Below are 26,039 nucleotides of genomic sequence, written 5' to 3'. Positions count from 1 at the left end.
GACAGATGTCAGACAGATATAAATACCTAAGTCAGATACTATTTTAAGCGTCGGGAAATACCCGGCGCTTTTAATTGAAAGCAGCAGTTTATCCCCCTATTTGTAATTGGTCAGGCATACATACGAAAGATGATGATTTTTCGTTAGAGGGTTAGATCCAAGCCTATGTTACGTCCAATTCCAGGTGCCAGCCTGCTTCTGGCCCTATTGGTGCTGCTTACCAATGCCTGCTCCAAAACCGGAGTGAATGAAGATTCGCTCCCTGATTCCCCGTCTGTTAATAAATCAATTACAAAATATGCAAGGATTGGCCTCAGTGGACGAATAACCAATGAGAAAGACGAACCCGTAAGTAATGCTTTTGTGAGAGCTGGCAACCAGCTTACTCAAACAGATAGAAATGGCCATTACAATTTCTCATCTATCTATACAAATGCAAACGCCACTATGATAGAAGTGGAAGCCCAGGGATATTTTCGGGATTATAAGTCACTTGAAGTGCTTGATGGGTCGACACAATATTCCAGCATAACGTTAAAGCAGAAAGACCAACATCTTTTGTTTGGTGCAGAATCCGGGGGAACGTTATTGCTTCAAAAAGAGGGAGAGATTTCTATCCCTTCGGGCGTGATCATTGATAAGGTCAGCAATACCTCATATTCAGGAAATACAAGAATGGATGGATTCATTATTGAACCATCATCAGCATCATTCTATTCGCTTATTCCCACAATAAGGGGTCTCCGTTTAGACAAATCAGACGCGGTTCTTCGATTTTTCAGTTTGCTACTGCTTGACCTCACAGGATCATCCGGTCAACCACTTGAAATTTCTGCAGGCGACCACTTATCTGTTAAATTTCCGATTGCTGATGCAGCCAATGCGCCTGCAACAGCTTCATTATGGTATTATGATGAAGTTAAGGGGCAATGGATTGAAGAAGGAAAGGCAATTAAAGAAGGAAATATCTACAAAGCTAATCTGAGCAGAATAGCAACATGGTCGGTAGCATTAGGTGAACCAATGGCAAAATTAAATGCTAACGTCACTGACAGGTCTGGAAACGGACTTTCATTTTCAAGGGTTCAGTTATTTGATGCAAATGATGGCAGTGCTCTTTCCGGTATTCTTCGTGCAGATGATAAGGGATATATTAATATGCCTGTTCATGGCAACTATTCGCTTCTGATGAAAGTTTCAGATGACTGTGGTTCAGTAATTGCCACCAAAAAATTTGGAACCGGTACAGGCACCATCTGGCTGGGGAAATTAGGTTCAGAAAATACCGAATCAACTACAGTAGTGCTATCCGGAAAAATGATGAATTGCAAGAATGCCCCTATTCATTCAGGATATGTAAAAATAATGCTTGATGGTAAACTATTCAGGGCAAGTATAAGTGATGGTTTTTTTGAGATCAGCCTTCCAAGATGCACCAAAGAAATAACAACAGCTACTCTTATAGTTGTTGATGATGCAGGAGGTATGGAGAGCCAACCATTTCAACAGGAAGTAAGCAGTGGCCGTTATGACAATATAGAAATCAGTGCCTGTAACAAGCAGACCGATCAATATATTAGTTACACAATCAATGGCACTAACTATCTCCTACAAGCGCCAACTGATTCACTGGTTCAGGCAGCAATCAACCAGGAAAATAAGACCACAATACTTTGTTATAAGGAGGCTGATAAGAATAAAGAGGCAGTGAGCTTTACATTTGCTGGTGCACCCAAGCCGGGAAATTATCCTGTAAGCACATTGAGTATCCGACAGGAAAAACTGCAGTTTACTCCATCAGGTGTTATAGCGATGGCAGTTACAGATTATGGAGCGCCCGGGGAATTTATAAAGGGTAGTTGTTCAGGCAAACTTCGGGATGGTAGTACTGGAAAAATCATTCCTTTCTCCATCCATTTTAAAATATTGAGGAGATTCTGATCCTACATTAAAATTCCTGCAATGGTAGCGCTCAGGTAAGAAGCAAGAGTACCGCAAAGCAGTGCTTTCATTCCAAGCCGCGCCAGGTCGGCCCTTCTACCCGGAGCTATCTCTCCGATACCGCCTATCTGCATTCCAACTGAACTAAAATTCGCAAACCCACAAATGGCAATACTCACTATTAATAATCCTTTATCAGTAACAACAGGAACCGAATTATTGGTCAGATTTTGAAATGCAACAAATTCATTGATAGTGAGTTTTTGTCCAAGTAATGTGGCCACACTGTCAACATCATCCATGGGAACTCCCATTGCCCACGCAAAAGGATAGAATATTTTACCAAAAATAAAGTTGAGGCTCAAATCAAAGTTGGGATTAAAGATATGTCCCGCTTTTATTAGAATCCAGTCAACGCATGCAATCACCGCAATGAAGCCGATCAACATGGCAATCACATTCATGGCGATCTTAAAACCATCTCCCGCACCATGAGAAATGGCATCAACTACATTGGTATAATGACTTTTTACTTCAAGCTTTACGCGTCCCATTGTTTGGCTTTCCTCCGTTTCGGGGTACACAATCTTGGAAATGACCAATGCACCAGGAGCAGCCATCAGCGATGCCATAATTAATTTGGGAGCAAGATCAAACCCTGCCTGGGCACCCATGTTAGCATAAACAACAAGAATGCCACCAGCAATACAGGCCAGGCTACCGCTCATGCTCGCAAGAAGTTCGCTCATGGTCATAGTTTGCAGGTAAGGCCTGATCATCACCTGGGCTTCTACCTGTCCAACAAATGCACTCGCTACATTACTCAGCGCTTCTGCCCCACTTACCCTCATTACCCAATTCATTGCTTTAGCGATCACTGCTACAATCCTTTGCATGATCCCAAAATGATAGAGGATCGCAACAAGTGCACAAACAAGAATGATCGTGGCAGTAACATTGAATGCGAATACAAAACCTGAATTGAGATAATTACCCACAGTACCATCTGGCTGTGCTACTGCTATGCCACCATAAACAAAAGAGGCGCCCTTACGGGCAAATATTTCGATCTTTTCCATGCCCTTTCCGAGTATCTGGAAAAAATTAGTAACAGCCGGAACTTTTAAAACAAGGATAGCTATCAACAGTTGAAGTGCGATACCACTTCCGATAACCCTCAGGTTGATCTTTTTTTTATTATTGGAGAACAGATAAGCAATACCTAATATCAGAATTATTCCAATGATTCCCTGAAAGCGACCCATGCAGTTGAAGTTTTACTGGCAGGAAAGATAAAAGATTTTGGTTTAATCGCACTGTTAGCCTCCTGCATTGTTGTAAGCTTGGTCACATGCAGTTATATTTGTATTTCTGCCAGGCCCAGCCCCAATGATAAAAAATATTTTATTCCTTATCTTTCCCCTCATCCTGCTATCCCCATGGCTCATGGCCCAGCAAGGTAAGATCGTGATCACAAATGGTGAGCGGATAGGTACTACCCGTGAACTCAGGGGCTTTGTTCCGGAAAGGGGAAAAAAGAATACCATTGTCCGGGATAACAAAGGGTTATTGTGGAATCGTGGTAAACGAAAGACACCTGTGATCAGTAATGATCCAAAAGCTGTTTACCTTAATGAAGATCCTTTACGGAACCGATCTCTACGCCGGCCTTCCCAAACGCTTGGTGAAAACAAAACATTATCACCTGAATTTATCACCAACAGGGAGGGCATTGGATCAACCGGAATTACTCCGGCCGACCCCACCCTATGTGTTGGACCAGATAATATCATTCAAATGGTGAATGGGCCATCCGGTGCTTATTTTCAGGTGTATGACAAATCGGGAAACGCTATTACAGACGCAATATATTTAGATAACCTTGTTGATGGAGCAGGTTACAGTGGCGCAGGTGATGGGATTTGCCTTTACGACCAATATGCTGACAGATTTGTTATGACAGAATTTGGAACACCTGATGGAAGTACCGACATTAATACAATCGTGATGTTTGTATCTGCTACTAATAATCCACTCGGTAGCTGGTATATATATAAATTCACTGACCCGGGTTATTTCCCTGATTATCCCAAGTTCTCAGTTTGGACGGATGCCTGGTTCGCAACCAGTCGCGATTTTACTTTACCCGATAATAATTTTGCCGGGATTTCATTTTATGCATTCAATAAATCCCAAATGATAGCTGGCGAACCCAATGTGCAATTGCAGCGGGTGAGGCTTACCGATGCGGAGAAATATGATGGAGCCGCACCAATCAATGCATTTGGTCCATCCGCACCCACTCAGGGTTCACCGGGATTGTTCACCTTTCGTAATGATGATGGAAGAACTATTGCAGCTGATGCTGACAGTGTGGTGTTGCTCGCTTTTGATGTTGATTTTCAAAATCCTTCCAACAGTAATTTTTATACCTTAAGCTCTCACCTTACAGCACCTTTCAACACTACCTTATGTAATGAGGGCGGTTATTTTCAGGCTTGTGTTACCACCCCTGGTAATAATAGTAAACTCATGGCAACAACTTCTTTTGTGATGGACAAACCCATTTGGCGTAAGTACGATTCCCATGAATCGATACTTGTTTATCACACTGTAAATGCTGGTGGAGCAGGCATCGCAGGGATTCGATGGCACGAATTACGCAGAACTTCAGGTGATTGGCAGTTGTTCCAGGAAGGCACCTATTCACCGGATGATACACATCGGTTTTACCCCTCGATGAATATGAATGCTTTTGGACAGATAATGTCCGTTTACAACAGTTCTTCATCAACCATCTGGCCCTCTATTACAGTGACAGGCCGAAATGCAAATGACCAGCCAGGCAGCCTGCCAGCAGATGAAACTATGGTTGTGAACGGAACAGGATATGGCACCTTCTCCTCACGATGGGGGGATTATAATATGATAGCGCCCGACCCTGTAAATGATTCAATATTCTGGCTCACCTCCATGTATGGTGACCCGGGCGGGTGGAGAACAAAAGTTGCTTCAGTTAAACTGGCTGCCAATAAAGATCTGGATGCCAAACTTTATACAATACTGTCTCCTCTCAATGGCGAAGTGTTTTGCGATGCCGCCGATTTAGTTTCAAGAATTCGTATAGGGAATAGCGGAAATACCACACTCACTTCTGCACGTATTAACTGGCAAATCAACAATGGTAGCATTCAAATGATCAATTGGAATGGTTCACTGGCTTATGGCGAATCGGAAGAAATTACCCTTCCGATAACTATTACCGGTACCGGGCCCTTTATCATAAAAATATTTATTACCAATCCTAATAATAGTATTGATCAAAGAAATTCTAATGATACTCTTTCAGTAAATATTACTGTACGTCAACCTGCAACCGGATCATTCTTCCAGGGATTTGAAGATCCTGTGTTTCCTCCAAATGGCTGGACTGTATTAAATCCAAATGCAGGTTCAGTTACCTGGACAAGAACACTTAATGCCAGCAGAACCGGAATTGCCTCCGCTTACATGAATCTGTTTAATTATAATGCTATTGGTGATGAGGATTACCTGGTTTCGCCGGGAATCTCTTTAATAAATACCGATTCTGTTTTTATCAGTTTCTCACATGCCTATAAAGCATATTCGGGTTCCTCTAGTTTTGCCGATACACTGAAACTGATGGCCTCCCTTGATTGTGGAAATAGCTTTACCAACGTACTTTGGAAAGAAGGAGGAACAGGATTAGCAAGCACCGCCGGATTTACCGGAGATATTAACTGGGTACCGGGTGACAATGAATGGGCTGATAATTCAATCCGGCTTCCGGTGAGTTATTTTGGGGGTGCAGAAAATGTTTCATTCGCATGGGTATCGGTCAATAAATTCGGACAGAATATATATCTAGATGATATTAACGTGCAGGCATATACGCTACCTCAATTAGACATCAGTATCAATAAACTGATTAGTCCTTTACCCAATGAGTGCAGGGGAAACTTTGAACCATTGATTGAGATTCGTAATAACGGACTTCAAACGGTAGAGTCTTTCATGGTAAGTTTACAATGGAATGATGGTGAAATCCTAAGCCGTCTGATTGAGGGGATAAATATCAATACCGGTCAGCTTTACCTGTTAGATTACGACAGTTTATTTAATGCAACTAATTTGGGAAGCAATCTATTTCGGGTATGGGTATCAAAACCCAATGGAAGCGATGACCAACAACCTTTAAATGATACTCTTACCCAGGAGGTATTTTTATTCCGCATTGAACAGCCTCCCCTGCAGGAAAGTTTTGAACAGAATTCATTCCCCCCCGTTAACTGGAATGTAACAAACCCCGATAGTGGTATTGGATGGCAATTAAGTACCGAAGCTGCCACGAATGGTTCGAGATCGGCACTTATCCGTAATTATATTAATCCTGTTCCAGGGGATGTTGACGAACTCTATTCTTCGCCAATCAATTTTGCAAATCCGGATTCTGTTTTTCTCCGATTTGATGTGGCTCATATTGCTTCCAGGACGGAAGGCGACCCCACCGATACATTAGAAATATTTGTAACCCGAAATTGTGGCTTACCACTCCAGCTAGTCTATAAAAAATGGGGCACTGAATTACAGACAGCTAAGGACCCTAATTTCCCTGGCACAGTAGAATTTAAGCCCACCCAAAAAGCCCATTGGCGAACCGATTCAGTAGATCTTACCGGAATTGTGCAGGAAAATGATATTATACAGGTGATCTTCCGAAACACCAGTAACCGCAACAACAATCTTTATCTGGATGATATTAGGCTCTATGCTGTAACTTTGCCAACTAAATTGAAGGAACAGGGTTGGCTCGTAACCCCAAATCCCACTACCGGAAATATTCAGATAAGACATTATCTCGATCTCGAAAATCTGAAGAAAATAGAGGTGATCAATATGGTGGGGCAGCGCGTTTGGGCAACCAGTTACAATGGAAATGCATCCAGCCTGGTGTATGCTGATATATCCCGACAACCAGCAGGTATTTACATTGTACGATTGATTTACAATAATAAGGTTAGAACAACCAGAATCATAAAGACCAACAGATAATATGACCAATATAGAATTCGAGCAATTGAATATTACTCTTACGGATCAGTCATTAAGAAAGATCGGGGAGAAAGTAATTGCGGGAGAAAGAATAACCCCTGAAGAAGGAGTGATATTATTTGAAAAAGGATCCCTTTCCTGGCTGGGTAGTCTGGCAAATCATGTGAGGGAAAAACTTCATGGACAAAAAACCTATTTCAACAGGAATTTTCATATTGAGCCAACTAATGTTTGTGTATTTAGTTGCAAGTTCTGTTCTTATTCAAGATTGTATGCTCACAAGGAAGAGGGCTGGGAACTCACAACCGAACAGATGCTCAATATAGTTCGAAAATATGATGGTCAACCAGTTACGGAAGTGCATATTGTTGGTGGTGTACATCCCAAATTAACATTGGAGTTCTTTGCCGATCTTCTTCGTAAAATAAAATCACACCGACCCGACCTGCATATTAAAGGCTTTACACCGGTTGAGTTGGATTATATGTTCAGGAAAGCGAAAGTTAGTGTGGAAGAAGGAATGAAGTATCTACTCGATGCGGGCCTGCAATCCTTACCGGGAGGTGGGGCCGAAATTTTCAGTGCTGATATCAGGGAGCAGATCTGTGCCGACAAAGTTGATGCGGAAGGATGGCTTAAGATACATGAAGTGGCGCATGCATTGGGTATGCATAGCAATGCTACAATGCTTTACGGTCATATAGAATCATACCATCACCGTATTGATCATATGGAGCGATTGAGAAACCTGCAGGATAAAACAAGGGGCTTCAATACATTCATCCCATTAAAGTTCCGGAATAAGGATAATGAGATGAGTCATATCAAGGAAAGTACCATTGTGGAAGACATGAAAATGTATGCAGTGGCGCGGATCTATATGGACAATTTCCCACACCTGAAAGCCTACTGGCCCATGCTTGGGAGAAATAGTGCCCAGCTTACTTTATCCTTTGGAGTTAATGATCTGGATGGCACAATTGACGATTCAACAAAGATCTATTCAATGGCAGGTTCAGAGGAACAATCTCCTTCTATGACCACTGCAGAACTAGTGAGTCTTATCAGGCAGGTTAAGAGACAGCCGGTTGAAAGGGACACGCTTTATAATGTGATAAATGATTATTCTGATTCCGTCATTGTTGACCAACAGGTGAACCCCATTCACAATTGAGATTTGGTCAGCATTCAGGAAGGCTCAGGGGGATATTAAGTGCCAGGCCACCATCGGATGTTTCTTTGTATTTACTGCTCATATCCTGGGCAGTATCCCACATAGTTTTTACCACGGCGTCAAGAGATACTTTTGCGAAATCAGGCGAACTTTGCAACGCAAGCTGGGAGGCAGTTATAGCTTTTATGGCTCCCATAGTATTTCTTTCAATGCAGGGAACCTGAACCAGTCCGCCTATTGGATCACATGTTAATCCAAGGTGGTGTTCCATGGCAATTTCAGCAGCCATTAAAGCCTGCCTTTGAGTACCTCCTGTAGCTTCAGTGAGTGCTCCCGCAGCCATGGAAGAAGACACACCAATCTCAGCCTGGCATCCTCCCATGGCCGCTGAAATAGTAGATCCCTTTTTGAATATACTTCCGATCTCTGATGCAGTAAGCAGGAACTGCAGAATTGCATCTTCTGAATCGCCTTTACAGAAAACAACAAAATATTGAAGCACTGCAGGAATCACACCGGCAGCACCATTGGTAGGCGCTGTTACTACTCTTCCGAAAGAAGCGTTTTCTTCATTTACGGCCAGTGCAAAACAACTTACCCAGTCAAGAATATACTTAAAATCATTCCCTCCCTGCCTTATTGCATTGATCCATTCATCATATCCAGAGTATTCTATTCCTGCAAGTAATTTTTTATTGAGGGCTGCTGCTCTTCGCTTCACCTCTAATCCACCGGGTAGTACACCTTCATGATGACATCCCCTGTACATACAATCCTTCATCACATTCCATATCCGAACAAGGCCTTTACGTGTGTCTTCCGGAGAGCGCCAGGCTGATTCATTTTCCAGTACAATCTCATGAATACCCAGTCCCGTTTTCCTGCACCAATGCAGGAGGTCATCTGCCTTATCGATCGGGAATGGCAGTTGCACCTGGTTCCGTGAATCTATCCGCTCATTTTCCTGCTGAACAAATCCCCCCCCTACTGAATAATATGTTTCAGAAATATGCTCTCCATTAGAAAGTATTGCGAGGAAACTGAGGGCATTAGGATGATAAGGAAGTGTTTCCTTCATCAGGAAAATAATATCTGTTGATGGATCAAAGGGGATAGAATGTTTTTTTGCCAGGATGAGTTCTTTATCCTTCTGAAGATTACGAATTAGTTGAGCGATCCCGTCTACATCGCAGGTCACAGGATCTTCACCCAATAGCCCCATTTGTACTGCGATATCAGTTCCATGACCTTTCCCGGTTTTAGCGAGTGAGCCATATAACAAAACCTGCACATGGGTAACAAGTTCAAGTTTGCCGGCAGCATCCAATGATGCTGTGAAATATTGGGCCGCGCGCCATGGTCCAAGTGTATGTGAACTCGATGGCCCCACACCTATCTTGAAAATATCGAATACAGAGATCGGTTCGTTTGGCAAAGCTTTCTGGTTTAATGCGAAAATAAGGAAAGCCCCTGCAGCTAAGCAGGGGCCCTGAAATATTAATGTAAATGGAATTAATTGAAATCCACCAGCGTTACATCAAAAACAAGAATAGAGTTGGCTGGAATGGATCCCGCCCCGGTACATCCATATGCTAAGGCAGATGGGAGAATCATCTTGATCTTTCCCCCTTTTTTGATTTTAGGAATTCCGATCTGCCAACCTTGTATCAATCCCCCCAATGGCCACCATTTTGTTGGATCCTGGATTGGACTTGTCATTTCATCAAACTTATTGCCATTCGTAAGGTAACCGCTGTAGGTAACAGCGATCCTGGAATTGACTGTGGGGGCAGAACCCGAACCCTCTTCTATAACCTGGTAATAAAGGCCGGAAGGATCTTTAACAGCAGTAATATTATTGGTTGCTATGTATTGTAAAATTGCAGATTCTTCATTTTGCGGGGGAACAGGATTACAGCTGGTATCACTTTTGGAACAATGCCAGGTTCCCAGCACAACCATCATTACCAGAAAAACAAAACCGATTTTCTTCACCATTTTTTTTAAATTATGCGCAAATATAGTAGTTGACCTGATAATGACCCCTTTTCAGACCTATCTGTTGCATCACACATCAAAATGAATGCCTAAAGGCCTTCCTGTTGCTTTAATTCCCTGTATTTCTGTTCATGCTGCTCCCACTGGTGTTGGCGGTAAAATATGGCAGAAAATGTTATAATAAGGAGAATCGCTACTATCAGGACCATGGGATTGAATTTGGAGCCTGCTACCATAGCTGCTCTTTTGTACCAACCAGTTGCATAGTTAAGAATGATGGGTATACCAAAAAGAAGTCCCACCGGTAAACCCACCAACCATGAACGGAAATATTTCTTTTGTTTCAAACGATTTGCTTCCCAATACACTATGAAATCCTTTTCCTCTTGTGTAAGCATGAACCTTTTTTTGCAAAATTAAGAACATTCAGTGGCCCATTACCTTGCGTTAAATGGGTAATAGCAGGAAGAGCCGATTTTTCCTTATTTTGTGTCAAACCAATCTAACCAGCTTTGAAAGTTGATAATTTACTTACCCAGTTTTTATACCAGCATAAGAGATTGAGCCTGCCTGGAATCGGAACTTTTACTACTGACGGCGGATCTGTACAATTTGATAATAATTCTGATAAGGAGTTAAGCCAGGACCTGGTTAATTACATAAAGACACATACTGGAAAAATGCAATCCCTTGCCATTTCAGACCTTGAGTCTTTTATCATGCTTAATAAGCAGTTTCTGAATATCGGGAAAGCATTGTACATGGAAGGTATCGGAACACTTGTAAAAACAAAGGAAGGAAATTTTGAATTCACCCCGGGGGGCGTAGTTACAGAAAGGCTGGAAGACCTAAGACCAACTCAACCTTCGGCATTTGATGAAACTGCACCGAGATATGACCAGCAAAATGTTGCGTCCAGATTAATTGTAATACTTCTGGTAGTGCTCACGATTGGTCTGGTAGGATGGGGAGCATGGTATTTATTCAAACAAAATAGTGAGACTAATTTACCTGAACAAACAGCAGTTCCTATATCCGAACCAGTACAGGACAGCCTGAAAATTATTCCTGATTCTAATACAATTATGAATCCCGTTGATAGCCTTCGGAATTCAGATACTTCTATCAGCCGAAGGCCTGTAACATTGGCTGGTTCCGGTGAAACAGGAAGCTGGAAATTTATTATAGAAGAAGCAACCAGGGGCCGGGCTCTAAGGCGATTTGACCAATTGAAAACAATGGGTAAATCTATCTTAATGGAAACCAGTGATTCAGTTACCTACAAATTATACTTCAGCTTGCCGGCAAGCCCATCAGATACCGCACGGATCAGGGATTCGTTAAAGCTTTTCTATAACAGCAAAAAGGTTATTGTAGAGTAAGAACTCAATAGGCCCTTTCATCGCCCCTGATCGTTACCATTATCGTCATGAATATAATTTTCACATCCATGAAAATAGTCCAGTTTTCAAGGTACCATAGATCATATTCAATTCTTCGGCGTAATAATTCATTGTTGGTGATTTCACCCCTGAAGCCGTGCACCTGGGCCCATCCCGTCAGTCCGGGTTTTACAAAATGCCGGATCATGTATTTCTTATAAATATTGGAGAAGTCCTCCGTATGTTTTAACATATGCGGCCTTGGTCCTACAACCGACATATCTCCAATTAATACATTAAAAAACTGAGGGAGTTCATCAATATTTGATTTCCGCAGAAATCGCCCAAAAAAAGTTATTCTTCTGTCATTCCTTGTTACTTGTTTGGTATCTGATTCATCATTGACACGAAGGCTTCTGAATTTGATACAGGCAAAGGGTCGATTATTTTTACCGGAACGCTGCTGGATAAAGAAAACCGGACCTCTTGAATCCAATTTTATCAGTATAGCAACAATGGGAACCAGCCACGATAATATAAATATGATTACAAAAAGGCTGAAGGCTATATCAAAAAGACGTTTCTTAATGCGGTTGCCTGTATCCTCTAATGGTTCAGAACGCAGGGAAAGAACAGGAATATTATCAACAAAGTCAACATAGATATTCCGGTTCACAAACACATTGTAATCAGGAACGAATTTGAAATGTACAAATAGCTTGTCCGCTTCTTTGGCAAGGTCATATAAATAAGGATATTTCTCCGGAGCCAGGGTTGAATAAATTTCTGCAATATTATTTGTCTTTACATATTCAAGACAATCCTGTAACCCGCCAAGGATGGGAAAATCAGAAAGCTCATTGACTCTTTCTTTATCTTCAAAACAACCAGAAACCTTTACCAGTTTTGACTCGCTTCTAAAATACCTGATCAGTCTTTTTGAAATATCATTGTATCCCAGTATAACCACTTTCTTCTCCATGCGGAATCTACTCCGAAGTGCCATAACAAGCACATTGAATAGAATCCTGTTGATAAGAGTAAGAAGGCCAAATAAAGCAATAGACGAGATTATATAGAATCTTGAAAACTGGAACTCGTACAGATAGAGAAAAACCAGTAAAAAAACAATTGTTATTACAAAGCTCTTAATGGTCTTTCTTATAAAAACAGAGAAGTCAAGCCACTGCTTACTAAGATAAAGGGAGGAGAGAAACCCCGCTGAAAGCCAGGCTATATTGAAGAAGGCCATATAAACATGGTATTCCCTTTTAGCAAATAAATCGGCCCATTCAACATTCAGGCTTACAAGCAGCAGAGCGGCATTCAATGATATAAGGTCCCACAACCATAATATTGACCTGTAAAAAATGAAGGAAAGTTTATTCATAATAACAAGCGGCTATTGATAACGGTCAGCAATGATCTTAACTATTCTTTCGGATGTGTGGCCATCCCATAATTCAGGGATAGAATTTTTTTTCCATTTTCCTTCATTAACCTTTACCAGAAAAGGTACCAGTTTCACAGGATCTGTTCCTACAAGTTCATTGGAACCAATGGTTATGGTTTCAGGTCTCTCCGTACTATTCCTCAATGTCATACATGGAACTGATAGCACGGTAGTTTCTTCAGTTATTCCGCCGGAATCGGTAATAACAGCTTTAGCATTTTTGACAAGATACAAAAACTCAAGGTAGGGCAATGGGTCAGTTAAGTAAAGGTCGGGATGAGCATACCCGGATTGATCTATTACTTTTTTTGTTCGTGGATGAACGGGGAATATAACACGGGAAGGAGATGTTCCTTTCATTATATTCTGCAACAGATTCACAAGGTTGTTCATATCATCAACATTTGCCGGACGATGCAGTGTTACCAGGAAATATTCCTTTGAAGTAAACTCCTCTTCATTCCACCAGGCGGGTGCCTGCAAATTTTGAAGGTTCTGGAATAAAGTATCAATCATTGTATTACCTACAAAATATATGCTGTCTGCTGTTTTACCGGAAGCCTCCAAATTTTGGGAAGCTTCCTGAGTTGTAGTGAAGAATATATCTGTAATGGAGTCGGTAACTATTCTATTAATTTCCTCGGGCATGGTGAGGTCACCCGAACGGATACCTGCTTCCACATGGGCAACATCAATGCAAAGTTTTTTTGCCGTAATTGCACAAGCCATAGTAGAAGTCACATCCCCAACTACCAGAACAAGATCAGGACGATTTTCCTGAAGTTCCTTTTCAAAGCCCACCATAATTGCCGCGGTTTGTGCAGCCTGGGTTCCACTTCCCACACCCAGATTATTATCCGGCTGAGGGATTCGCAATTGCTCAAAAAAATCATCACTCATCTTCTTATCGTAATGCTGCCCGGTATGAACCAGTCTGAATTCAATTTGAGGTCCCTCATTATTATGTTCTTTTATTGCCCTGATAATAGGGGCGATCTTCATAAAATTTGGCCTTGCTCCTGCTACGATTGTAATTTTCATTGGTCAGCTCTTTCTGAATTTTTCCTTAAGAATAAGTAGGATGAATTTGGTATTGCCCACAAGATAGCGTTTCCACATGCGTCTGGGTTCCTGTATAACCCGGTAAAACCATTCCAGTCCCCACTCCTGCATCCATATGGGTGCCCTTTTTACAAAACCTGCTACAACATCAAAACTTCCCCCTACTCCCATAATAAAGGGTGTACGAATAATATCTTTGTATTCATTGAGAAATATCTCTTTTCGGGGTGATGAAATCGCAACAAAAAGGATATGAGCCCCTGAATCTGCTACCTGCTTTGCTACCACGCTATCTTCATCTCTCCCAAAGTATCCGTTTCTGTATCCGGCAATTATATCTGAACTATACTTTTGGGTGTAAACAGTAACCACTTTTTTTACTATCTCCTCTCGGGCTCCAAGGAAAAATATTTTATAACCCTTCATAAATGCAAGCTCCACCAATTGCTCCATCAGGTTTATTCCAGCAACCCTTTCAGGAAGTGGTTGGTTGAGAAGACGCGATGCCCAAACAATTGATTGTCCATCTGCATTTATTATATCACAATCAACAATGCTGGCTTTAAGAGCTGCATCATGCTGTGCATTCACCATTTTTGCAGCATTAACAACAACATGGTGAATCCTTTCATTCCTGGTTATTGCCTGATCAATTTTCCCCAATGTTTCTGCCATTGTAAGGGCATCAATAGGAATATCACAAATAGTTACTCGCATACCTCTTTCTCATGATTTATGTAAATCGAAAACGCATAGAACATCCAGGCCTGTGCCCAGCGCATATAGGGAACCTCAGACCTGATAAAGCGGTTTAACTGGTAACTGAAATATCCTTCCGGATGTTGCATATTCTTAATGGTGAAGCCAAGAACAGACTCAATAATTCCTCCTGCCCTTTCCCATTCTTCGAGTGCATCAATGGTTGCAACCAACTGCGCAGGTGCATGAATATCCACCGGATATGTTTTATGACTATAATACCGGGAAATGCCTTCGGGAGTAAAAAATGTGTTCAAATAGTAATCCAGACCTTTTTCTAATGCCGGATTGAAACTTTGATCTCCGGTATAAGTCCGGTATTTGGCTATACTTTCAAGATTAAATCCTGTATGAAAATTATCTATCCATTGATGATAGCTGAGATCTCCGTATGCCCAGGCTCCATTTTGCTGCTGCTTCCTGGTATTAAATGCCACAACATTCCGCGATATACCCACCAATTTTTTATCACCAGTATAACTTGATATCCGGGCTAAAAGCCCCGCGCCCAGTAAGCCTGCATTATAAACTACGGAATGGTCCAATGGAGAATACGAGAAAGTAAATTCATCGTTTTCTCCCATTGTGCGATTAAGGTCTTTCAATATAAAATCAGCGGAGGAAATAGCCGTCTGCAACCAACGGTCTTCCTTAAAAATTTCATAAGCATCGAGTAAGGCATGGGCAATAAAACTGGTGGCAACCACTGTGGGCGTGTTGCGCGGCTGAAAAAAAGCACGGGCCTGCCAGTCAAAATTATAACCCCAACATGCACCACTCCACCCTTCTGCACGGAGTTCAATTAATTTATCTGCAAGAAATCGAACCAACTTTTCATTTTCCGGATCAGGGTCATTTCTGAAAATGCGGCAATAACCTGAAAGAAATAAACCCAATGCTTTGGGATTATAATCCTTTTCAATACCTGCCAATGGCCTCAGATTAAAAGGAAACCTTTTAAAAAATTGGATCCACGCAAGCCTGGCTAAACGATTCTTTGAAAAAACAGGTATTGAGTTAAATAATTTACTATTTAACCCATCGTAAGGATCATAGCCCTTGAATCCTTCCTTAATACAATAAGTTTTCAGCTTAGCGAAAGCTTCCAGAATTTCATTCTTCATACTTTTTCCCACCCGTAAGTTCATTGAATAGCATTTCGTATGGCTTATAGTATCCATCAAAACTTACTGTTTCTTTATTGAGGCCACCCAGCTTTTCGTTTGCTGTTTGGGCGATCACTTTTTCAAGATCATTGATATCTCTCGAACGGAACAGGATAGACCATTCAGGACGTTCCACTGCATCTGAAACCACAACCGGCTTTCCCAAAGCAATTGCCTCCCGAACGGTCAATGAATCCCCATCTGACATTGTTGGCCGGCAGACGATATCAGACTGCCTGATCAGACTCACAAAAGAAATTGGTTCCTTAACAAGAAGGAATCGGTCTGAAATACCCAGGCTTCTAACCTTTGCCGCTGATTCATTATAATATTCCTCATTCTTTTCCAGCGATGAAACTACAAAGACCATTGCCAGCTTCTTATTTTGTAATTCCCATCTATGCGCTAATTCAATGCAGAGATCCAAACCATAAAGATCTTCTCCATTAAACATAACTAATTGAGAGGCATTACTGCATACCAGTTGGAATCCTTCTTCCCTTTTATTATTAATCCATTTTAGTACTACTTCCGGCAATTCCGGCTCCTTACCTAATAATGGGGGAAGAAAGGCATGCCTGACAATGGTTTTTTCCGGAAGATCTATTCGTTTTGCAATTATTTCATTTACGGCGATTATCATATTTACACTAGCTAAAAAAAGTGATTCGAGTTTTTTAGCTAAACCATACCTTGTTGCCGGATAAGAATGAAAAGTTAACAGAACCGGCTTTTGGAATAACCTTGCAACGAGAATATGAAGAAAGCGCAATAGCTGGCTTCCACTATGAATAAATACAAGATCAGACTTGTTGATCATCTTGAAATAAGGACCGGGCCTGAATGAACGAATATTAAAGATGCCTGGTTTTATTGTTCTGGATTCATCTGCAAAGTCTATATCAAAGCTGCCCGAAAAAAATTCATATAATCGCTTCAGGTGTATACTCACACCACCAGCCGGGGGAAATACAGGTCCAGTAATTAAAATCCTTTTCTTATCACTCATTGCTGCTAGAAATATTCTCCCGAATTAGGGTCGCAATTTTTCCACTTAATATCCTGGCACCTGAATATGATAAGTGGTCTTTATCATGAAACATTTCCGGGTTTCCTGCTATCGTAGAATATTGTAAAAAATCATAAAAAGGAACATCATGTTTGGCTGCAATTTCTTTTGCCAGTTCAACGGAATAATCCTGTGATGAATATTTATCATAATAAGGAGAAACCACAACCATTGCCGGAATGTTATTAGAATTACATAGGTCAAGAATCGAACGAAAAGCATTAACCTTGTTACTGTCCACCGGATACTTCTTGTCCAGTTGTAATGCCTGTGGTGGCTGTTTCATTTTCCCATGAAGGGCAAAATATCCCTTATCATTCGCCTTCCGCTTTTTGTTATACTCCAAATTACCGACTAAGATAACAGGCATCAAAGAATTGAAAGGGTAAATAGCGGAGTTGAGCTTTAATGGTTCATAATCGCCACGCAATTTAATAATATCATGTATATCGGGATTTCCCCTATAAAAGGGTAGCAAATTTGATAAAGGATCATAGCTGCCCGGGAATTCAAGGAACTCCTTAACTGTAAAATCAACTACTATGAACTTTGGTTTATAACGTTTCAAAACTCCACGCAATATTGCAAGTTCATACAACGTAAAATTCCCCTCCCTGCCTGTATTATAACATGAATATCCAGTTGAGTCTGTAATGATTGAGGGTATATAGTGATGGCTTGCTCTTGACGAGCCGAATATAAGTACATCTTCACTTGTTTTGTTCATTGAGTATATGGTCTGGTACTCCAGTCCAGATTCCTGCCGGAAATAGAAATATCTCAGCATTGCACCAACCACCTGGTCGGCCAATACCATAAAAAATAAAACAATCAGAAGATTCTTGAAGAACGCTTTCATATCCGAGTTAATACTATTGAATTTCATTGGAGTTAAAACTGGAAATAAATGAATTGCCCCCCATCAAACACTCCAAATAACAAAATGATCAATACAAGGACTATATAACTTGAGTAGCGAAGAAAGCGGTTGCTATTATAGGTCTTCCATATAATAGCACCATGCCTTTCAAGCAAAATTTCAGAAATCAGCAGGAATGCAATGGCCATTACACAATAAGCCATTAAAGGATTGTAATAAAATAAAGGGCCCGAAAAAGTAAACACACGACCTATTATTAGCATTGCATCGTCCAGTGATTCAGCCCTGAAAAATATCCAGGAGAAACAGATAAGGATAAATGTGATGAGAATATTTATAACCTTGATGAACCTGTTATTCACCGGTATTATTTTCTCAATATACTGATCTATATATTTCCTGCGCATCATGGCTGTGATCAGGTAAATTCCATTCAATCCGCCCCAGATAACATAGGTCCAGTTAGCTCCATGCCATAGTCCACTTATAAGAAAAACTATGAACAGATTAAGATATACACGCGGCAGGGATACCCTGTTACCTCCAAGAGAAATGTACAGGTAATCCTTAAACCATGTTGAAAGTGAAATATGCCATTTTTTCCAGAATTCGGAGATATTCTGAGCCAGATATGGTCGATTAAAATTCTTCATCAGGTCAAAGCCCATCACCCTCGCCGAGCCTATGGCTATTTCAGAATAACCTGAAAAATCGCAATAAATCTGAAAAGCAAAGAATACGGTGGCTACTATTAATGTGATCCCTGTATGCTCCTCGGGGTTGCCATAAACCGCATTAACATAAATGGCCAGCCTGTCTGCTATGAAAAGCTTTTTTACGAATCCCCATAACATCAACCTTAGTCCACTTACCACATTATTGTATTCAAACTTGTGTTTGGTATAAAACTGATGAAGAAGGTTTTGGGGTCTTTCAATTGGTCCGGCCACCAATTGTGGATAGAACATAACATATAGGGAATATATCCCAAAATGACGCTCAGCAGGCTGATTGCCTCTGTACACTTCTATGGTATAACTCATCGCCTGGAATGTGTGAAAGGAAAGTCCGATGGGCAAAAGGATCTGCAGGTAAGGTATATTATTCGGTATGCCGAAATTTCCCAGGATATGAGTTATATTATCATTGATGAAATTATAATACTTAAATACAGCCAGAACACCAATATTGGCAATCAGGCTTGCAATCAACAATAGTTTCCTTTTATGTCCCCTGCTATTCTCAATATAAATTCCGGCGAAATAATCAACTACAATAGTAAAAGCCAGTATTAGCAGGTATACCGGAACGAATGCCATATAAAAATAGCAACTCGCTGCCAGCAACAGGAACCATCTGTACTTGTGTGGTAACAGGAAATAAAGTCCCGTAACTATTATGAAGAAAAAAACAAACTCTATGGAATTAAAAAGCATATATACTTACTTTGAATCTTTGCATAGGTGAAGGTCATCCCCGACCAACCAGCCCAAACAAACCTCCTAACCATTTCAGGAAAACAAAAGGATATGAATAGTAATCTTTGCACTCCACTACTTTTCCACCGAAGGATGCTTTAAAACTATTTATACCCGCCAGCGAATCTGTGGGTGGATCCATGGCATAGCCTCCAAAATCATAAACCTCAAACCCCTGGCTTTTGAAATATTTCATATCCTCATGATGCAACAATTTATTTGCTTTCCCAACAAGATTTTTGTCAGCCCCCTCTATACTTCTGCCAGAGGCTGATTGCCATGAACGAACTATTTTATTGGGACGGTCAATCAGGTAAGAATGTGCGGATAATTTCTGCCCTTCATAAACTGCATAGCTGAACAGGCAATTTTCTCCCAGTTCCTCCAACCTTCTTTTACTGGTTGGGTTAAGGTTATGACGTTCTGCAAAATCATTGAAGAACGCAACAAACTCACTAATCTCTTTTTCAAAAACAATAATTACACCGCCTTCTTTAGCCTGTCTTATCTGCTGCCTTAAAGATTTTGAATATCCGGCCAATGTCTCTTCTTCGGATAATGTAAGATCATTCTCTATAGTCCAGGAACGGGATTCTTTCATCAGGCCACTGTTCCTGAAAGGCATTTTCATATGACAGCATGCTGTTAAAGTGATCCAATTTGATAATCCTTCCTTATATGTGTACCAATATTCATTTACATCCAGAAATAAAAATCTCTTCCTCAATAAAGCCATAATTATTTTATTAAAAAACTACTATTAGAATTTCAGAACTTCCAGAAAAAAAACTTTTGCCAGGTTCCCATCACCCGAGCCAGATTTTCAAAACGTCCACCTTCTTCATTAAGAGCAAACCTGGGTAAGGCCAGCCAGTCATCAGTCTTCAGATCTATCAGCCTTTGTTCAACAGTAAATGCCAGTTTATATCCGGAAGACCTGGCCATTAATTTTATTTTCTCTGAATAATTTCCATTTGGATAGGCAAGATATTTAATTTGCTTTCCAATTATTTCATACAATCTTGATCTTCCACCTTCCAGTTCCATCCTGATCCTTTCATCCTCACATTGAGTTAATATGGGATGAGATACTGTGTGAGCCCCGATCTCTATTGTTTTTACATTGGCAGCTTTCTGCAGCTCTTCTACAGTCATGGACGTTCTGGGAACTGATATTTGAGATCTCAAATCAGCCATCATAACATCGAATGAACTGACATCCATCATCTTCCATTTCCTCAGCAAATGCTTTGCTTTCATGCCTTCAGTATTTGCATAAACATAGTCCCACCAATAAGAACCCTCATAAAGAGGATCCACAGGTGCGAAAATAGTAACAGGCACTTTATATTTCTCTATGGAGGGCAATAATTCATTATTCGATATATGCGCATCATCCAGTGTAATAACCACGCATTTATCTTTTGCAATTCCCTCTTCAAGCAATTTTTCCAACTCCGTAAGGCTGATCAATCGGAAACCATTTTCCCTTAACCATAATATCAGACTTTCAAAAAATGTTACAGAAGGACGGTGACAATAAAGCGAAAGAACTTTAGTGGTATGATCAAATGGAAATAATCTTCCAATTTTATAAAGCAAGAAACCAAAGCTATCCTTTAGCATTTTCATTGTCCGGATTCTTTTTTTACTACATCCTGATAATATTGTAATAACCGGGAGGCTATTCTCTCAGCCTTATATGATTCTTCCATTTTTTCCTTTGCTGCTTTACCCGCTTCTATTATCATTCCGGGATTATGATACAATTTTTTAAGGATTTCTACCAATGTTTTGCTATCCCCTTTCTCAAAGAGAAAGCCAGTACGACCATCATCGATGATCTCAGGTATTCCTCCAACTTTAGTTGCTATTACCGGTTTACCTGAAGCCATTACTTCCAACGCTGCCATTGGCATATTTTCCTGTTCTGAAGGCATTACAAGAATTGCAATCTCCCTGATGATGTCAAGGATCTGTTTCTGCGATTGCCATCCCAAAAAGCTAATACTATCTTCCAATTTCAAACTGCTTATAACTGACTCAACTTCTTTCCGATAGGTTTCTTCCTGGTAATCACCAACAATAGTAAGCTCGTACAAACACCCTTGTGATCTTAACTCTGCTAAGGCTTTCAACAATAAAATCAAATTCTTTCTTGGATTGATTGCACCCAGGTATAATAATTTTCCAGGATTGAAACTGGAACTGGCATTCTTAAAAAAAACCGGACTTACCGGGTTTGGAATAATAGCAAGATTTTTTGCCTCAGTGAATCCTGACAATTGGCGGGAAGACTCCGAAAGATGTATCAGATTATCGGGTATCGTGATTTTTGATACCTGGTTATGTAAAAAAAGCTGGGATCTCTTTTTCCATCCTTTCGCATCTTTTAATTCCATTTTGGACATACCATGAATGGTGAGTATCACTGGAATGGAGGGATCAATGAAATACCTGAACAAAAGAAATATTCCGCCCATTTGAAAATGAACAATATCAGGAGCAAAACTTCGGATAGCTTCTTTAAGGTCCTTTCCCGCAGCTAATAGTGAAGGAATGAAGGGAAACGATGAATAGCTTTTAGGATAATGTACCACCTTAACATTATTGGACATTTGTAAGGTAGCAGGCACAGTTACCGATTTTGAATAAGTAATCACCAATATTTCTGCATCTGCTTCTCTGAAAGCTTGAAGTAAATTAACCAATGATGAATGTACCCCGCCTTTTATGTTGGCAGGATTCATCGGAAAATCAGGAATTAGAAAAAGCACTTTCATTTAGTGGATCCTTTTAATCCGAAAAATTCCATTAACTCATTTCCCAGAGCGTTCATCTCAAAGTATTTCTTACCCGTTAAGTAAGAATGTTTTCCTATTTCAATGGCTTTATCGGGATACATTGTGGCATATTTCATTTTTGCAGCTATTTGCCCGGTATTATAATCGGCAGCAATCAACGCATTATTGCCATCTGTAAAATAATTTTTAATCTCTCCAATATTAGTGGAAATGATCGCAGCGGAAGCTGCACAATATTCACCGATCTTATGAGGAAACCTGGAAACGTCCTGCGCTGAATTCCTCAATGGAATTACCAGTGCCAAACTTGATTTATAAAGTTCTACCAGCCCGGCATATTTCATGTTCTGATAAACCTTTATACTGTCTGATACAGGCGACTTTTGTATTCTTTCCTGTAACAGTAGAGAATTTTCTTTTGAGCCATTTGCTACCAGTGTAAGTGTATGATCATTTATGCCACTGTGTTCAAATGCATCTATTACAAAATATATTACCTCCAGGTAATTCAATGAGCCGCAATATAAAATCCTTTTTTCCCTCTTTACGGGTAAAGCATCAAAAATGCTGTAGTCAACAATGCAGGGAATCTTAATCCACAATTTTGAAGGATCCGCCTTCTGTACCTTTTTAACCAGGAAGTCACTTATACATATAACCTTATCAGCCAACCTATGACTGAACCTGTCATATAGAAAATTATCCATTTTAGTAAGTATGGATGCTTTTCTCTTATGTGATGACCAATATTCAACATTATCTACCACCATGGTTGCTCCGCTTAATGATGCCAGAACCCTGTAGTACAGTATATTCCTGAAATAATTGGTTGATACAAGCATAATGCGTTTATCCCCCTTCCATTTCATAACAAAACGAATCTCATTTAAAAGACCGCGTATTTTAAGGCTGGTGCGTTTCAGCATTCCGCCTGGCCGAATGGGTTGCCCCGAACAATAAACAAAAGGTATTCCCTCATATTTATTAACCCCTTGCTCATATTGAAATGGAAAAGAATTATGGATCCCATACCTTGATACAATGATCAATTCTGCACCATTTTGGATCAATCCTTTTGCTATCAGTTTTTGCCTTTCAATTTGAGCAAAGCCAAAAGGGAAACCTTTAGTGCCCATATAGGCAATAGAATAATCAGTCATGATCTAAAGATGAAATCCCCATTGCGTTTCTATATACCGAAACCGTTTTATTAATTACTGATTCAGTATAACTGCCAGAATTCAACCTGAACTTATTGATGTTAGAAATAAATTCTGAATAAAGCCCCTCGTTAACTAAAAGCTCCTCAATAGCATCAGCAAGAGCTGCGGCATTCTCCTTCTTTACTACAAATCCATTAATACCATTCTCCACCATATCAGATAAACCTTCTACATCAGTGGTTATAATAGGTTTATCAAATTCAAATGCAGTTAATGGAGCGCCACTTTGTGAAGCTGTAACATATGGGCAAACAATAAAATAACATTGCTGCACCAGGGCAACCATATCTTCAACGTCAACTACTTTATTTATTACAGTGATATCCTTCCTGTCCTTTATTGATTCATACAGTTCGGGCATCGACCACTTTCCGGCTATCATTAAATGCGCTTCCGTTATACGCTCTCTTACCTGATTAAAGGCATCAATAAGATACTCCACACCCTTGTATGGTTTCACATATCCTAGAAATAATATTGTCTTATTCAGGGTGGGTAAAGAATTCTTTCGGAATACACCTAGTATCTCATGAAATCCGAGCGGTATTACAACTGATTCATGGTATCTTTTTACATTCCCCCGATAAAACCGATTACGCGTATTTTCAGAATGAAATATCATTTTAACGTTACCAGATTTAAGATAACGCATGAATAGCCGGGTACTCCAGTGTGTTTTACCCAGATGAGCATAACTCTCATGTAAGGTTTGAACTATGGGAGTGTTGCCCAATCCCAAATGTAGAACCATCAGGAAAGGGTTTTGGCCTATAATATGCACCAGTTCATACCTCTCCTGCTTAATGATCCTGGATAGCTTAGAAAAAAGCTTATAATTTATACCTGAACTATAGCCTTTGTTAGAAAATACGTAAAACCGGATCTTGCTGGTATTCGTAAGGTAGCTGGTATATGGTTCCAGAACAGCTTTTGCAAGTGCCGGCTCCACGAGACCATAATGACCTTCCGGAACTATACTTAAATCAAAAATATGCGTCTTCTTATTTCCTGAATTAACCAGGTAAATAATAGACACGTCATGTTGTTCAGCCAGATGCTTATACAAATAGGAAGTAGCTTCCTCGTGATAATTAGTAACTATACAGATCTTCATTAACGGAACTTTAAACTATTCCTGATAAAATAATTATAGAGCACAACTCCAATAATACCCGAAGCTGCTGCAGCAACCAATAATCTTATTAATAAACTGGTATCTGCAAAAAGGATTGACACAACATAAAGTAAAGCCATAATTATTCCAAGCATTGAAACAAGAGTGATGGAAATTTTCACCGGCATTTTCAGATGCAAATAATACCAATGAAAAATTATTCCTATAACTGATGCCACGATAAAACCATTCGAGAGTCCAACAGCCCCCTGAAAGGAGAAAATATATAGTACGACTGAACATAGAACAGCATTCACAAACGACAACTTTGCCATAAGATTCTGCTCGTGAAGCACACTAAAAATAGTTCCGATAAAACATAGAATGGCATACAATAGGGTATACCACACCTGCGATGCAATTACATCAGCTGCTGGCAGGTATTGCTTTCCATAAATCAATAATGCAATTTCGTTGCTGAAAATGCTTATTACAAAAGCTCCCACCATACCCACACCCACAACCAGTACCAGCAATGAGGAAACACTTCCAATGAATGAATTCCGATCCTCATTAAATTTCTTATTAATATTTGGAAATACTGCCGACATCATGGTAAGTACCAGCATCTGAAGTGGACTGGCAATTCTTAAAGCAATATTCAGGAATCCAACCTCTTCCTTTGTTGAGTTCATTGCCAGGAAGGTATATGGAACCTTAGTTGAAAAAACTGTGAATACCGCGAGTAAGAAAAAAGGAAATGCTTCTTTTACCAGGTCCATGAAACTGATCTCTTCATTTACTGCTGCAACAGACAACATTGAATTGGTCCTTAAACGAAAAAACAGAAATGCTGATTTCAGTAATGCCAATAAAAAGGTTATAACTAATAATAGTGTTACCGTTATATGTGCTTTAGGGATAAGCAGAACAATTAACACCCATAGAACAGCACTGGAAAGATTTACGACAGAGGAAAAGCTCATCTTCTGCTGTCCGAAAACATATGCCTCAAGCGCATCCCAGGCAAGCAGTGAAAATATATAGCCAATGAGTACAAATACAAGCAGTTCATCAAATACCAACTCAGTACTTATGGCATTTAGAACAAAAATTATAACGCTGATAGGAATAAGCAATAAAACCCGCATTAACATTACGTTCCGTACCAGCTTTATGCCATTATAATTTCTCGCTGAAACATAACGCGTTATGACAGTACGAAGCCCAAAACCAGCAAATACACTGTAAATTCCACTCAGCGTAATGAAATAGCCATATTTTCCAAAATCTCCGGGTCCGAGACTCCTCGCAATCTTAATACTGGAAAAAATAGTTAGCGCCTGTACCAGAACGTTACTGGCACTTAGAACAGAGAAATTCTTAAAAACCTTATTCTTAAATAGTTTTCCGAGAACTCCTCTTAACCCGACGGAGCTTATGTTTTCAATATTCTGCATGAT

The 26,039-nt window shown here is 40.2% G+C and carries 21 protein-coding genes; 4 read left to right on the top strand and 17 right to left on the bottom strand.

The window, feature by feature from the left end; all coding sequences use genetic code 11:
* The first annotated feature begins 165 nt into the window (after nt 1-165).
* Nucleotides 166-1,941: a carboxypeptidase-like regulatory domain-containing protein gene (locus V6M43_RS09320; protein ID WP_332734590.1), complete on the top strand. Its 1,776-nt coding sequence runs from the start codon at nt 166-168 to the stop codon at nt 1,939-1,941.
* A gap of 2 nt (nt 1,942-1,943) precedes the next feature.
* Here V6M43_RS09320 and V6M43_RS09315 read toward each other — a convergent pair whose 3' ends face one another.
* Entirely contained in the window at nt 1,944-3,206 is a 1,263-nt protein-coding gene (locus V6M43_RS09315; protein ID WP_332734588.1) for a NupC/NupG family nucleoside CNT transporter, read from the bottom strand.
* A 181-nt stretch (nt 3,207-3,387) separates the two neighbouring features.
* On the opposite strand from V6M43_RS09315, the gene V6M43_RS09310 reads away from it, so the two are divergent.
* Together V6M43_RS09310 and mqnE are read left to right on the top strand one after the other, a co-directional pair.
* Complete coding sequence (locus V6M43_RS09310) at nt 3,388-7,014, top strand: T9SS-dependent choice-of-anchor J family protein (protein ID WP_332734587.1); 3,627 nt, start codon at nt 3,388-3,390, stop codon at nt 7,012-7,014.
* Between the two features lies 1 nt (nt 7,015).
* Nucleotides 7,016-8,188 (top strand): aminofutalosine synthase MqnE, encoded by a 1,173-nt coding sequence (gene mqnE, locus V6M43_RS09305; protein WP_332734585.1) that lies wholly within the window; start codon nt 7,016-7,018, stop codon nt 8,186-8,188.
* Between the two features lie 7 nt (nt 8,189-8,195).
* Here mqnE and V6M43_RS09300 read toward each other — a convergent pair whose 3' ends face one another.
* The 3 genes from V6M43_RS09300 to V6M43_RS09290 form a co-directional block, all read right to left on the bottom strand.
* Entirely contained in the window at nt 8,196-9,623 is a 1,428-nt protein-coding gene (locus V6M43_RS09300) for an L-serine ammonia-lyase (protein ID WP_332734583.1), read from the bottom strand.
* A 77-nt stretch (nt 9,624-9,700) separates the two neighbouring features.
* Complete coding sequence (locus V6M43_RS09295) at nt 9,701-10,186, bottom strand: FKBP-type peptidyl-prolyl cis-trans isomerase (RefSeq protein WP_332734581.1); 486 nt, start codon at nt 10,184-10,186, stop codon at nt 9,701-9,703.
* Nucleotides 10,187-10,275: 89 nt separating this feature from the next.
* Nucleotides 10,276-10,584: a hypothetical protein gene (locus tag V6M43_RS09290; protein ID WP_332734579.1), complete on the bottom strand. Its 309-nt coding sequence runs from the start codon at nt 10,582-10,584 to the stop codon at nt 10,276-10,278.
* 114 nt (nt 10,585-10,698) lie between these two features.
* Between V6M43_RS09290 and V6M43_RS09285 the strand changes: the two genes are divergently transcribed.
* The gene (locus V6M43_RS09285) at nt 10,699-11,568 is read left to right on the top strand and encodes a hypothetical protein (protein ID WP_332734578.1); all 870 of its coding nucleotides are present in this window, start codon (nt 10,699-10,701) and stop codon (nt 11,566-11,568) included.
* Nucleotides 11,569-11,572: 4 nt separating this feature from the next.
* On the opposite strand, the gene V6M43_RS09280 is transcribed toward V6M43_RS09285, so the two are convergent.
* Genes V6M43_RS09280 through V6M43_RS09220 form a run of 13 tightly spaced genes read right to left on the bottom strand, consistent with a single transcriptional unit; the run spans nt 11,573 to nt 26,036 of the window.
* Entirely contained in the window at nt 11,573-12,958 is a 1,386-nt protein-coding gene (locus V6M43_RS09280; RefSeq protein ID WP_332734576.1) for an undecaprenyl-phosphate glucose phosphotransferase, read from the bottom strand.
* A 12-nt stretch (nt 12,959-12,970) separates the two neighbouring features.
* The gene (gene wecB, locus V6M43_RS09275; RefSeq protein WP_332734574.1) at nt 12,971-14,062 is read right to left on the bottom strand and encodes a non-hydrolyzing UDP-N-acetylglucosamine 2-epimerase; all 1,092 of its coding nucleotides are present in this window, start codon (nt 14,060-14,062) and stop codon (nt 12,971-12,973) included.
* Nucleotides 14,063-14,065: 3 nt separating this feature from the next.
* Nucleotides 14,066-14,800: a WecB/TagA/CpsF family glycosyltransferase gene (locus V6M43_RS09270; RefSeq protein WP_332734572.1), complete on the bottom strand. Its 735-nt coding sequence runs from the start codon at nt 14,798-14,800 to the stop codon at nt 14,066-14,068.
* Nucleotides 14,791-15,966 carry a hypothetical protein gene (locus tag V6M43_RS09265; RefSeq protein WP_332734570.1) on the bottom strand — a complete coding sequence of 392 codons (1,176 nt, stop codon included), beginning with the start codon at nt 15,964-15,966 and terminating at the stop codon, nt 14,791-14,793. The genes V6M43_RS09270 and V6M43_RS09265 overlap by 10 nt, the downstream gene beginning before the upstream one ends.
* Complete coding sequence (locus V6M43_RS09260; protein ID WP_332734568.1) at nt 15,956-17,017, bottom strand: glycosyltransferase; 1,062 nt, start codon at nt 17,015-17,017, stop codon at nt 15,956-15,958. The genes V6M43_RS09265 and V6M43_RS09260 overlap by 11 nt, the downstream gene beginning before the upstream one ends.
* Nucleotides 17,010-17,936 carry a hypothetical protein gene (locus V6M43_RS09255; RefSeq protein ID WP_332734566.1) on the bottom strand — a complete coding sequence of 309 codons (927 nt, stop codon included), beginning with the start codon at nt 17,934-17,936 and terminating at the stop codon, nt 17,010-17,012. The genes V6M43_RS09260 and V6M43_RS09255 overlap by 8 nt, the downstream gene beginning before the upstream one ends.
* Nucleotides 17,937-17,968: 32 nt before the next feature.
* Nucleotides 17,969-19,393 (bottom strand): MBOAT family O-acyltransferase, encoded by a 1,425-nt coding sequence (locus V6M43_RS09250; RefSeq protein WP_332734564.1) that lies wholly within the window; start codon nt 19,391-19,393, stop codon nt 17,969-17,971.
* A gap of 34 nt (nt 19,394-19,427) precedes the next feature.
* Nucleotides 19,428-20,171, bottom strand: coding sequence for a hypothetical protein (locus tag V6M43_RS09245; RefSeq protein WP_332734562.1), 744 nt, complete (start codon nt 20,169-20,171; stop codon nt 19,428-19,430).
* A gap of 32 nt (nt 20,172-20,203) precedes the next feature.
* Entirely contained in the window at nt 20,204-21,067 is an 864-nt protein-coding gene (locus tag V6M43_RS09240; RefSeq protein WP_332734560.1) for a polysaccharide deacetylase family protein, read from the bottom strand.
* Complete coding sequence (locus V6M43_RS09235) at nt 21,064-22,218, bottom strand: glycosyltransferase family 4 protein (RefSeq protein WP_332734558.1); 1,155 nt, start codon at nt 22,216-22,218, stop codon at nt 21,064-21,066. The genes V6M43_RS09240 and V6M43_RS09235 overlap by 4 nt, the downstream gene beginning before the upstream one ends.
* Nucleotides 22,215-23,399 carry a glycosyltransferase gene (locus V6M43_RS09230; protein WP_332734556.1) on the bottom strand — a complete coding sequence of 395 codons (1,185 nt, stop codon included), beginning with the start codon at nt 23,397-23,399 and terminating at the stop codon, nt 22,215-22,217. Before V6M43_RS09230 ends, V6M43_RS09235 begins: the two co-directional genes overlap by 4 nt.
* Nucleotides 23,392-24,576 carry a glycosyltransferase family 4 protein gene (locus V6M43_RS09225; RefSeq protein ID WP_332734554.1) on the bottom strand — a complete coding sequence of 395 codons (1,185 nt, stop codon included), beginning with the start codon at nt 24,574-24,576 and terminating at the stop codon, nt 23,392-23,394. The genes V6M43_RS09230 and V6M43_RS09225 overlap by 8 nt, the downstream gene beginning before the upstream one ends.
* Nucleotides 24,576-26,036 carry an oligosaccharide flippase family protein gene (locus V6M43_RS09220; protein ID WP_332734552.1) on the bottom strand — a complete coding sequence of 487 codons (1,461 nt, stop codon included), beginning with the start codon at nt 26,034-26,036 and terminating at the stop codon, nt 24,576-24,578. The genes V6M43_RS09225 and V6M43_RS09220 overlap by 1 nt, the downstream gene beginning before the upstream one ends.
* Between the last annotated feature and the right edge of the window lie 3 nt (nt 26,037-26,039).

The organism is Flavihumibacter sp. (genome assembly GCF_036676075.1).
GTDB lineage: Bacteria > Bacteroidota > Bacteroidia > Chitinophagales > Chitinophagaceae > Flavihumibacter.
This window is presented reverse-complemented; position numbering and strand designations above follow the sequence as displayed.